Source organism: Empedobacter sp. UBA7494, assembly GCF_002478465.1.
Classification (GTDB): Bacteria; Bacteroidota; Bacteroidia; order Flavobacteriales; family Weeksellaceae; genus Empedobacter; species Empedobacter falsenii_B.
Map to the genome: position 1 here is coordinate 1 of NZ_DLOC01000068.1, position 11,120 is coordinate 11,120.

At 31.2% G+C, this 11,120-nt stretch carries 11 protein-coding genes and 2 tRNA genes; 8 read left to right on the plus strand and 5 right to left on the minus strand.

All coding sequences use genetic code 11. The annotated features are described in order from the left end of the window. Positions 1–15 precede the first annotated feature (15 nt). The gene (locus B4E95_RS08160; protein WP_291091074.1) at positions 16–159 is read right to left on the minus strand and encodes a hypothetical protein; all 144 of its coding nucleotides are present in this window, start codon (positions 157–159) and stop codon (positions 16–18) included. 34 nt (positions 160–193) lie between these two features. Continuing rightward, positions 194–1,690, minus strand: coding sequence for a cardiolipin synthase (gene cls / locus B4E95_RS08165; RefSeq protein WP_291091075.1), 1,497 nt, complete (start codon positions 1,688–1,690; stop codon positions 194–196). Positions 1,691–1,821: 131 nt separating this feature from the next. Here cls and B4E95_RS08170 point away from each other — a divergent pair. From B4E95_RS08170 to der, 4 genes are all read left to right on the plus strand, one after another. After that, positions 1,822–1,897 (plus strand) — tRNA-Phe (locus tag B4E95_RS08170). Between the two features lie 112 nt (positions 1,898–2,009). After that, positions 2,010–2,360, plus strand: coding sequence for a phosphomannose isomerase type II C-terminal cupin domain (locus B4E95_RS08175; RefSeq protein ID WP_038336510.1), 351 nt, complete (start codon positions 2,010–2,012; stop codon positions 2,358–2,360). 35 nt (positions 2,361–2,395) lie between these two features. Next, positions 2,396–2,824 (plus strand): adenylyltransferase/cytidyltransferase family protein, encoded by a 429-nt coding sequence (locus B4E95_RS08180; RefSeq protein ID WP_180905607.1) that lies wholly within the window; start codon positions 2,396–2,398, stop codon positions 2,822–2,824. A 103-nt stretch (positions 2,825–2,927) separates the two neighbouring features. Continuing rightward, positions 2,928–4,235: a ribosome biogenesis GTPase Der gene (gene der / locus B4E95_RS08185; RefSeq protein WP_221854085.1), complete on the plus strand. Its 1,308-nt coding sequence runs from the start codon at positions 2,928–2,930 to the stop codon at positions 4,233–4,235. Between the two features lie 108 nt (positions 4,236–4,343). Here the strand turns inward: der and B4E95_RS08190 are convergent. Further along, positions 4,344–4,417: transfer RNA gene (locus B4E95_RS08190), tRNA-Arg, on the minus strand. 190 nt (positions 4,418–4,607) lie between these two features. Here B4E95_RS08190 and B4E95_RS08195 point away from each other — a divergent pair. Both B4E95_RS08195 and B4E95_RS08200 read left to right on the plus strand, forming a co-directional pair. Further along, positions 4,608–5,675 carry an ABC transporter substrate-binding protein gene (locus B4E95_RS08195; RefSeq protein WP_291091076.1) on the plus strand — a complete coding sequence of 356 codons (1,068 nt, stop codon included), beginning with the start codon at positions 4,608–4,610 and terminating at the stop codon, positions 5,673–5,675. After that, entirely contained in the window at positions 5,676–6,185 is a 510-nt protein-coding gene (locus tag B4E95_RS08200) for a MepB family protein (protein WP_291091077.1), read from the plus strand. A 22-nt stretch (positions 6,186–6,207) separates the two neighbouring features. Here the strand turns inward: B4E95_RS08200 and B4E95_RS08205 are convergent, their stop codons facing one another. Then, positions 6,208–7,713, minus strand: coding sequence for an NAD(P)H-hydrate dehydratase (locus B4E95_RS08205; RefSeq protein ID WP_291091078.1), 1,506 nt, complete (start codon positions 7,711–7,713; stop codon positions 6,208–6,210). Positions 7,714–7,796: 83 nt separating this feature from the next. Further along, positions 7,797–8,816 carry a phenylalanine--tRNA ligase subunit alpha gene (locus B4E95_RS08210; protein WP_038336503.1) on the minus strand — a complete coding sequence of 340 codons (1,020 nt, stop codon included), beginning with the start codon at positions 8,814–8,816 and terminating at the stop codon, positions 7,797–7,799. A gap of 96 nt (positions 8,817–8,912) precedes the next feature. Here B4E95_RS08210 and B4E95_RS08215 point away from each other — a divergent pair, with 96 nt between their 5' ends. Together B4E95_RS08215 and B4E95_RS08220 are read left to right on the plus strand one after the other, a co-directional pair. Next, positions 8,913–9,569, plus strand: a complete 657-nt coding sequence (locus B4E95_RS08215) for an ATP-binding cassette domain-containing protein (protein WP_180905602.1) — start codon at positions 8,913–8,915, stop codon at positions 9,567–9,569. Next, positions 9,562–10,554 (plus strand): hypothetical protein, encoded by a 993-nt coding sequence (locus tag B4E95_RS08220; RefSeq protein ID WP_291091079.1) that lies wholly within the window; start codon positions 9,562–9,564, stop codon positions 10,552–10,554. The genes B4E95_RS08215 and B4E95_RS08220 overlap by 8 nt, the downstream gene beginning before the upstream one ends. Positions 10,555–11,120 lie beyond the last annotated feature (566 nt).

The following is an 11,120-nucleotide window of genomic DNA, read 5'->3' on the forward strand; positions in this document are numbered from 1 at the left end:
CATTTTTTCAGGACGTTACATTCCAAAGATTCCTTCTAAAAATCCAGTTTTAAAAGATTCAATCATAACATCTGGTTGATCTATAAAATTTAGGAAACCATATGCAAGAACTGCACCCATAGCAATTTTTCCAATTGATAATAAAGATAGCTTTTTCATATTACCTTAATTTAAAATTAAATATAATAAATATTTACAATATCGGTGCTAATAATCTACAAATCGATGCAAACGCACGGTTATACCAAGGTCTATTTTCCCACTTTTCAATAGTTAATAATTCTGAATCCTCTTTATCTATATCAAATTGAGCACTCATTTGTTGCAATAACGTTGCATTTTCAATCACCGAAGTAATCTCGAAATTAATTATAAAACTACGATAATCTAAATTTACTGTTCCAATAAAAGCCAATTTATCATCGACAGTAATAGTTTTGGCGTGAATAAATCCTTTTTCGTACAAATAAACCTTCACACCTCGCTTCATCAAAGGTTTTAGGAATGATAATGACGCTTGTTGCACCACAATAGAATCGCCTTTTTTAGGGATAATCAACTCCACTTCTACTCCGCTCGAAACAGCAATCATCATCGCTGTCTTAAATTCGTCACTTGGTATAAAATATGGTGTACACAATTGCACTTTCTTTTTCGCTAAAGTAATTGCCAAAATCATCGCTTCCATTGCCGAATGTACATCACTACCAGGCGAAGAAAGTCCGAAACTAACAGTTGCAGCATCTTCAAAAATCTTACTTTGAGAATTGTAAAAATAATTTGAATCAGAAATATTATACTTTTTGCCTTCCGTCATCATCCAATTTAAGTAAAAATGCAATTGCAAACTATTGATAGAATCTCCTTCAATCATCACAGAAGTATCACGCCAATAAATCTTATTATTTGGACTTATTACACCATTTTGATTGATGTATTTATCACTAATGTTAATTCCTCCTAAAAATGCTTTTTTACCATCAACAATCAAAATTTTACGGTGATTACGGTAATTAGAATTCGCTAAAGAAGAAAATCGAACAGGTAAAAATGTTTGAAACTCCACACCTGTTCCATCAAATCTTGAGTGATGTTTATTCAGTTTTGATGATCCAAAATCATCCGCAGTTACACGAACTTCTACACCATTTTTAGCTTTTTCAATCAGAATATCAATGATTTCATTTCCAATATGATCTTCATCAAAAATGTAATATTCGAGATGAATATGATTTTTAGCTTCACGTAAAGCTTCCAAAAAAAGAGGAAATTTTTCTTCTCCATTTGTCAACAACTTTACTTTATTATTTGTTGCAGGATAAGCAACTCTTGCATTATTTAAATAACGATAAACCTGTGACAAAGAACCAATTCTTGCATTTACTTTATCTAAATCATCGTGAACAAATTGATCCATTTCAGCCCATTTTTCATTGATGATTTTTTGATGATTCTTATCTATACGTTTAAAAAATTCATCTTTTTTAAATTTCTGTCCAAAGAAAAAATATAAGATTATTCCAATAAACGGTAGAAAAACAATCACCAGTATCCATGCAATTGTTTTAGTAGGGTTTCGATTTTCGATCAAAATAGTAACAATCACCATTATATAAAGGACGGTAAGCGGAACCCAATACCATTCTTTGATAAAATTCCAGATGTGCAAAAGTGTGATTGACCATTCCATTTGTTACCAATTCGTAATTTTTATAAAAATAAATGAATAAAAATCAATTCCTTAAAAAATTAATAGAAAATATTTAAAAATAATTTTGGAAATATAAAACAAACCTTCTTATATTTGCAATCCAAAATGACGGTGCCTTAGCTCAGTTGGTAGAGCAAAGGACTGAAAATCCTTGTGTCCCTGGTTCGATTCCTGGAGGCACCACCACATTTATAAAACCTCAGGCATGTGTTTGAGGTTTTTTTTTTGAATGAACATAACAATTTATTCATCGAGTATTTTAGAGTTGTATCTAAATATTCCGTAAATTGCGTAAAACATGGAAATAGGAAATAGACCTTGGGGTTCGTACTACGTATTAGAGGACACCGATATATATAAATTAAAAAGAATAGAAGTGAATGTTGGCGGGCGTTTGTCTTACCAATACCACAATCATCGTGCAGAAGTTTGGACAATTGTTCAGGGTACTGCAATGGTAACACTTGATGATAAAGAATATGAATACAAAGCAGGTGAAGTCGTTATTATTCCATTAAAAGCAAAACATCGTATTCAGAACATAGGTAATGAGACTCTAATTTTTATCGAAGTTCAACATGGTACGTATTTTGGGGAAGAAGACATCATTCGCATTGAAGATGATTACAACCGATCATCTGAAGATTAATAAAAACTAACTATAAAAGACTATACTAATTGACTATGAAAATCGGAATTACATTTAGTGCTTTTGATTTGCTTCATGCGGGACATATCAAAATGCTAGAAGACGCAAAACAACATTGCGATTATTTGATTGTAGGTTTACAAACAGATCCAACATTAGATCGACCAGAAAAAAACAAACCGACACAAACTGTTGTAGAGCGTTACATTCAGCTCAAAGGTTGCAAATTTGTTGACGAAATTGTGCCTTATGCAACAGAAGAAGATTTGGAAGACGTTTTGAGATCTTTCAAAATCGATGTGCGTATTTTAGGGATTGAATACCAAGACAAAAACTTCACAGGACGTAAATATTGTGAAGAAAAAGGAATCGAATTGTATTACAATTCAAGAGACCACCGTTTCTCAAGTTCCGGACTTAGAAAAGTGGTTGCCGAAAAAGAACTTCTTAAAGTTGTAAAATAAAAATGGAGTAAGGTTAGAGTTTATCTAACCTTTTTTATTTACAATACTTTCTCAATCAAAAAATTAATGTAAAAAATAATTCTAAAAATTATACCTTTGCAAAATGTCAAATATAGTTGCAATTGTAGGAAGACCAAACGTTGGTAAATCTACGTTCTTCAACAGAATGATCCAAAAAAGACAAGCTATCGTTGATGACACTTCTGGTGTTACACGTGACCGTCACTATGGAAAATCTGATTGGAATGGAAAAGAGTTTACCGTAATCGATACCGGAGGGTATGTCGTTGGTTCAGATGATACCTTTGAAGAAGAGATCCGCAAGCAAGTTGAATTAGCTATCGATGAAGCAAATGTAATTTTGTTCATGGTAGACAATCAAGTTGGTTTAACGGATATGGATAAGGAAGTTGGCAACCTTTTAAGACGCACTAAGAAGCCTACATTCTTAGTTGTGAATAAGGTCGATACCAACAAAAATTTAGAAGATTCTTATGAGTTTTATAACTTAGGATTCGAAAAAATGTACACTATCGCTGCAATGAGCGGAAGTGGAACAGGTGAATTATTAGATGATGTGGTAGATTGTTTTACCGAAGAACAACACATTGATCCATTCGAAGGTTTACCTAAAATTACGATCGTAGGTCGTCCAAATGCTGGAAAATCTACATTAATCAATGCATTATTAGGTGAAGAACGTAATATTGTAACCGATATCGCAGGAACAACACGTGATTCTATCGAAACGTTGTACAATAAATTTGGACACGAATTTGTTTTGGTAGACACTGCTGGAATGCGTAAAAAAGGAAAAGTAAGCGAAGATTTAGAATTCTATTCTGTCATGCGTTCGGTTCGTGCAATTGAAGAATGTGACGTTTGTGTCTTAGTAATTGATGCAGAACGTGGTATTGAAGCACAAGATTTGAATATTCTTTATTTAGCAGAACGTAACCGAAAAGGTGTGGTCATCTTAATCAACAAATGGGATTTATTGGAAAAAGAAACCAATACAATGAAAGAATACAAAGATGCTATTCTAAAACGTATTGCGCCTTTTACAGACGTTCCTGTGTTGTTTATCTCGGCTCTTACAAAACAACGTGTCTTGAAAGCTGTGGATACATTTATCGAAGTTTACGAGAACCGTAGTCGTCGTATCAAAACAAGTAAATTAAACGAAACCTTGTTACCGATTATCGAGATTACACCTCCACCTGCAGTAAAAGGAAAATACATCAAAATCAAATATGTAACGCAGTTACCTACAAAAACGCCTCAATTTGCGTTTTTCTGTAACTTGCCGCAATATATTAGAGATCCTTACAAACGATTTATCGAAAATCAATTGAGAAAGGAATTCAATTTTGAAGGAGTTCCTATTGAAGTTTACTTCAGAAAGAAATAATAAAAATCCAAAAAGTCCATTTACAATTTGTAGATGGACTTTTTTATTGATAACAATAGAATTTAACATTCATAAAAAAAGCTCAACGATTGCCGCTGAGCATTTTTGTGACCGAGACAGGATTCAAACCTGTAACCTCTTGAGCCGTAATCAAGTGCGCTATTCAGTTGCGCCACTCGGCCGTTTGAAATAATTGAAAGTATTTTCCTTTATTTTCGAATGCAAATATACAGCACTTTCATCGTAAAAACCTAATCTTTTTAAGAAAAATTCTAAACATTAATTTAATTTACAACGAATCAATTGCTTACAAAAATATTTTTTTATGATTTCATCCTATTTCTTAACTTGCCTGCTCTAAATTCAATCCAAATGATAAAAAAATTTATTCTAACCTCATTCGTTCTTCTTGCCATTAGTAGTTGTAAACAGTCGAAAGAAGCTGTTAAAACCGAACAAGAAAATACAACTTTTCAGTTTGCAAAAAATATTTCTATCGAAGAAAACAACGAAACAATCACGATAAAATCATCTGGAAATACGATTTCATTTGATAAAAAAGACTTGCCTATCAAAACTGTTATGGTAGAAACTTCGTCTGCTGTTACGTTTTTAGATCAATTAGAAAGTCTTGATTTAATCAAAGGAGTTTGCGATGCAGATTTTATTTACAATCCTAAAATTGCCGAAGGAATTGCAAATAAATCAATCTTAAAAGTTGGAAATTCAAACGAATTATTCACAGAAATTATCTTAAAAAATAAACCACAATTGATTATTGCAAATTCAAATCCTGTTTTGGCAAAATTTCATCAACAATTGGAACAAAATGGGATAAAAGTATTGTATTTGGATGAATACAAAGAGCAAAATCCGTTAGGACAAGTTGAATATTTGAAGGTTTTTGGAAAATTATTCGGAAAAGATACAGAAGCTGAAAAACGTGTAGAAACGGTTAAAAGTAATTATGATTCGATCAAAAATATCATTCAAACCAAAGCACAAGGTAATGTTTCAACAATTGTGAATACAATGTATGGCGATATTTGGTACGTTCCGACAAATGATTTGTTGCAAGCAAAATTGATTGACGATGCAAAAGGAAATTATATTTTCAAGAATAAAACAGGTGAAAATAGTTTGAGCTTAACATTTGAAGAAGTTTATGCAGCTGGAAAATCTGCAAATTATTGGGTCAATGTAACAAACGTGAATTCCTTGGCAGAAATGAAAGCTTCTTATCCAAATTATGCGTGGTTTGATGCGTTTAAGAAAGGAAATGTGTACGCTTACAACAAACGAATGAATGCAAAAGGTTCGAATGATTATTTTGAGCAAGGAATTCTTCGTCCAGATATTATTTTGAATGATTTAGGAAAGATTTTCTATCCAAATTTATTTCCAACTTATGATTTATACTTTTATCAACAATTGAAATAAATGCCTGAAATTATTCAAAAATTCGAAGATTTTGTTCTAAAACCAATGAATTTATCCATTTCAACTCTTGAAAAAGATGCAGAATGTGACGAATATATAGGTTATAATTTCAATGTTAATGAGTTTTCTATAAAATTTAGAAAAGCGAAAATTACGCCTAAAAAAGTTGGTCAATTTGTAACGTTATGGAAACGAAATACAGCTAAACAAACCGAACCTTTCGATGAAAATGATGTATTTGATTATTACATTATTGCTGCAGAAGATGATTCTAAACTAGGTTTTTATATTTTTCCGAAATCAATTTTAATTGAAAAGAATATTTTGACCTCAATTAAAAAAGAAGGAAAAAGAGGTTTTAGAGTTTATCCCAATTGGGTAAAACCTGAAAATAAACAAGCGGAGAAAACTCAAAATTGGCAACAAGATTATTTCGTAGAAGTCAACAATCAACAAATTGACAAAACCAAGTTAGAAAAGATATTCAACAAAAAACGGAATTCAAATTGAGTTCCGTTTTTTTGTTATTTTTTCAAAAATTCGAATCCAAATAAAAATAAGCTTCACTGATAAAATCACTAATATTTGACGCAATTAAACTATGTGGATGAATATTATTTACAGCCAAATCTCCCGCCAATCCATGTATATAAACACCTAAAATTGAAGCTTCTGATGAATGATAACCTTGTCCAATTAGCGACGCAATAATTCCACTCAACGTATCTCCAGATCCAGCAGTTGCCATTCCCCAATTTCCTGTCGAATTGAAATAAATTTTACCTTCGGATGTAATAACTGCAGTATAAAAACCTTTTATAATAAATGTCAATTGATGAAAAACAGCAAGTTTTTTAACTTTTTCTAATTTCTCAAAATCATTTTCCCATTCTCCAATTAAACGTTGTAACTCTTTTGGATGCGGTGTTAAAACTGAATCTTGTGGAATCAACGTAAAACAATCTTTCTGATTAGCTAAACAATTTAATGCATCAGCATCAATCAACAAAGGTTGTTGTTGATTCTTAATCCAATTGATAAAATTTGCTTCTGTAGTTGGGTGTTTTCCCATTCCCATTCCAACGGCAACTCCTTGATAAATTTTTATCTCAGGAAAATGTTCAATTTGTTTTTCTGAATCATCAACCAAACTCATTGATTCTATCAAATTTGTTTGCAAAATATTTAATCCACATTGAGGAGTATAAGTCGTTACCAAACCACTACCCGTCTTCAAGGCTGCTTTTGCACTTAAAATAATTGAACCTATTTTTCCTAAACTTCCACCAATTATCAACATATGACCAAATGTACCTTTGTGCGAAAACTTACTTGGTTTCTTTAGAAATTTCTGAACATCATTTTTCTGTATAAAATAATAATTTGTCTCAAATTCATTACTCACATTCTGTTCTAATCCAATATCTAATAAAATAAATTCATCAGTGTAAATCTGATTTTCAGGAAATAATAAACCTAATTTAGGAACCTGAAAAGTATATGTTTTATTTGATTTACAACACGGAAAATATTTTTGCATAGGAGAATCAGCAATAAAACCAGAAGGCAAATCTATCGAGATAATTTGCGTCGGATTTGACTCTTCTATTTGATTGAAGACTGAATTCCAATCATCATGCAAAGGTTGATTAATTCCAATCCCGAAAATAGCATCGATAATAACTGAATTTTCAGGAAGTTGTAATTCTTCATTCAAATTAAAAAAATGTAAATCATCAGAACAAAAAAGTTGTTGATTCTTTAAATTATCTTCGCTATAATTCTCTGATTTCAATATATAAATCAACGTTTTATAGCCTAATTTTTTCAATTCTCTTGCAACTCCTAATCCATCTCCTCCATTATTTCCTTTTCCGCAAAAAATAATAATTGGTAATTCTTTAGATGGAATATCATTCACTACATTTTCAGTCAATTTCAATACAGCTCGCTCCATCAAATCCCAAGAGGATATATTTTGATGTTTGATCGTTAATTGATCCCATTCTTTTATCTGTTTTGAATTGAGTATTTTCATGAATAATATTTGTTTACATAAAGGTAGTAAATAAAAAAAGGAACTCAAATTGAGTTCCTTCTAGTCTTTATATTTTATTAATCTTAAAATAATTCTGATTGGAATTGCTCTAAGAAACGTTTATCATTTTCTGTGTACAAACGGATATCCCCAATTTGATATAACAACAACGCAATACGCTCAATTCCCATACCGAATGCATAACCCGAATATTTTTCAGGATCGATATCTACATTGCGCAAAACGTTAGGATCTACCATTCCACATCCCATAATTTCTAACCAACCTGTACCCTTTGTCATACGATAATCGGTTTCAGTTTCTAATCCCCAATATACGTCAACCTCAGCAGAAGGCTCTGTAAATGGGAAATATGAAGGACGTAAACGAATTTCAGATTTACCAAATAACTCAGTTGTAAAATAACTTAAAGTTTGTTTCAAATCTGCAAACGAAACACCTTCGTCGATATACAAACCTTCAATTTGGTGGAACATCATATGCGAACGAGACGAAATCGCTTCGTTACGGTAAACACGACCTGGCGCTAAGAAACGCATTGGTGGTTGATTTTTCTCCATATGACGAATCTGCGTAGAAGATGTATGCGTACGCAACACAATATCTGGATCAGTTTCGATGAAAAATGTATCTTGCATGTCTCTCGCAGGGTGATGCGCTGGCAAATTTAACGCGGTAAAATTGTGCCAATCATCTTCGATTTCTGGACCTTCAGAAACGCTAAATCCAATGCGATTAAAAATTTCGATAATACGATTTTTTGTAATATTAATTGGATGACGAGATCCCAATGTAAAAGGCTCTCCAGGACGCGTTAAATCTAAAGAAGAATCAGTTTTTCCTTCGTTTGAGATTTCATTTTTAAGAACAGTTGATTTTTCTGTTGCCAATGTTTTTAATTCATTCACAACTTGACCAAATTCCTTTTTTTGTTCATTCGGAACAGATTTGAACTGTGTAAACAAGTCCGTTAAAATTCCTTTTTTTCCTAAAAATTTAATTCTGAATTCTTCAATTTCAGCAGCATTTGTTGAATGGAAGTTTTTTACTTCTTCAATATATTGTTTGATTTGGTCAATCATAATTTCTGATCAATTTGATTACAAATTTAACCGATAATCAACTTATAACAAATTATTCGAGTACTTTTATCTTTATTCCACTAAAACTCTGTAAAAATGGTTCAACCAATTTTAGAAATTAATCTTGAAAAAATCAGTTATGATTTAGATAAAGTTATTTTGAAAGCGATCGATCTCAAAATAGATTCAAATGGTTTGTATGGCGTTTTTGGGAGAAATGGACAAGGAAAAAGTACTTTTCTAAAAACCTTGTGCGGTTTGAAATCCTATGAAGGAACAATTAGATTAAACAATGAAATTCTACAACCTTCTGATGTTGCATTTTTAGCAACAGAACCGATGATTTATGAATATTTGACAGCAGAAGAATTTTATAAATTTTATCAAAAAGTATCAGGTAGAAAGAATTCAAATTCAACTCGAATCTTTGATATTGACGAAAAAGTTTTACTTAAAACAATGTCGACAGGAACACTGAAAAAGGCATATGTCAATACTATTTTACAATTTGATGATTATAAAATTTATATTTTCGATGAACCTTTTAATGGTTTAGATATCGAAAGTAATTATGTTTTACTCCATAAAATTAGAGAATTAGCAAAGGAAAATATTGTGTTTGTTTCTTCGCATATTATCGAAATTGTTTCGCCTTATTTGACTAAAACTTTTTATGTAAATGAGCAACAAATCACGGAAGTTGAGAATGAAAATATTATGAACTTGTTTATGCAATCAATCGATCATGGATAAAATTCTATATACGCTAAAAATCATTTATATCAACCGTTTTCGCCAATTAACCTACAACGATTCGTCTAAATTTTGGATACCTTTTATCCTTTATTTTGTCATTATTTTCAAAATATTGAATGGTAGTTTTCCGAGTTTCCCTGCTTTCGATTATAAAGAATATCTTGTTCTATTTTTTAGTTTTATGGCAAGTCAGCAAGTGAATATCAGAAAAGATTTCGGACTTTTAAAAGGTTTATTCACCCCCCGAAAAACCTATCTCATTTATCTTATAGACCTCATCCTTGTTAATGTTTTCAACATTATTGTGGCTATTCATTTTGGTTGGATGATTAGTTTAGCGGTTATTTTTGCTTTCATTCTATTTTTCACTTTTTATAATGGAAAAATTGGTAAACCAATGGTGAAAAATAGACTTCGAATTTTAGATGTTTTGACGATTGTTCAACTTAGACGATTCAAAATTAATTATCTCATTTTTATTGGCGCCTATTACATTTCGTATCAAGGATTGATTGAAAATAACCTGAATTTGTTTCTCGTTTCTATTGTAGGAATTCTTTTTCTTCTTCTCGGAAATATTCAAAAAACAGAGAAATTAGCTTACTTTATAAGTTCAAAATTATCCAACAAACAATATATACTAAAGAATGAAATTGATTTTAGCCTAAATAGTTTGCTCTTTATTTTACCTTGTTTAGCAATGTCTATATTTCTAAATCCAACCTATTTTATGTACGGAATAAGTTGTTTAGGAGCGATTATTATTACTTTTCCAATCAAATATATTTTTATCAATCATCAATTTCCAATTGGTTTACTTTCGATGCTTATTGTCTGTTTTTTTTTAACAATAATTCTAAATGAAAATGTAGATTGGTTGCTTTATCTGAGTATTTTTCCGATGAGTTTTATTCTACATCTCATTGCTTTCCGTAAATTCACGAAGGAAAGGATTACTGGGGATTCTGGGTTTTATTTGTAGAGGATGTCGATTGGATATTCTAATTTATTTTTGATTATTCTTTCATTTTTGTCTTGACACAAAAACGAAACAAAAAAGTCAAGGCTGTAAACCTCTCTACTAAAAATGTTATCATTTCACTAAAGATTTTAAAAACCCTACGGGCTAAAACCTTTTTAACGTTACATTCAAACATTTTCTTAACGTGAGAGTTTTAATGCCGGTTTTTCATCCTTTTTTAATATTAAAATCCCTTTTAAACAATGAATTCAAACCCGTCATTGCTGAAAAGTCGAGCGTCAATTCGGCGTAGTGAGCGTTAAAAATGATTTATGTTCGCATTTCATATGCGAATGTTCTAAAGCATTTAGCGAGTAGCCGTTATTGACCGACTTGTAAGAACAGACTTGATTTTTTTTGGTTCTTTTTTTTATCAAGATTCCCCAAAGGGTATATGAATTCATTTAAAAACAATAATAACTCATGAATAAAAAAATGAATAATCTTAATCATGCATCTCAGCTTTTTGACACTCGCCTCCAAATCATATGACATTTTTCTAATCCTTTTTCTAATTCAGATTCGTT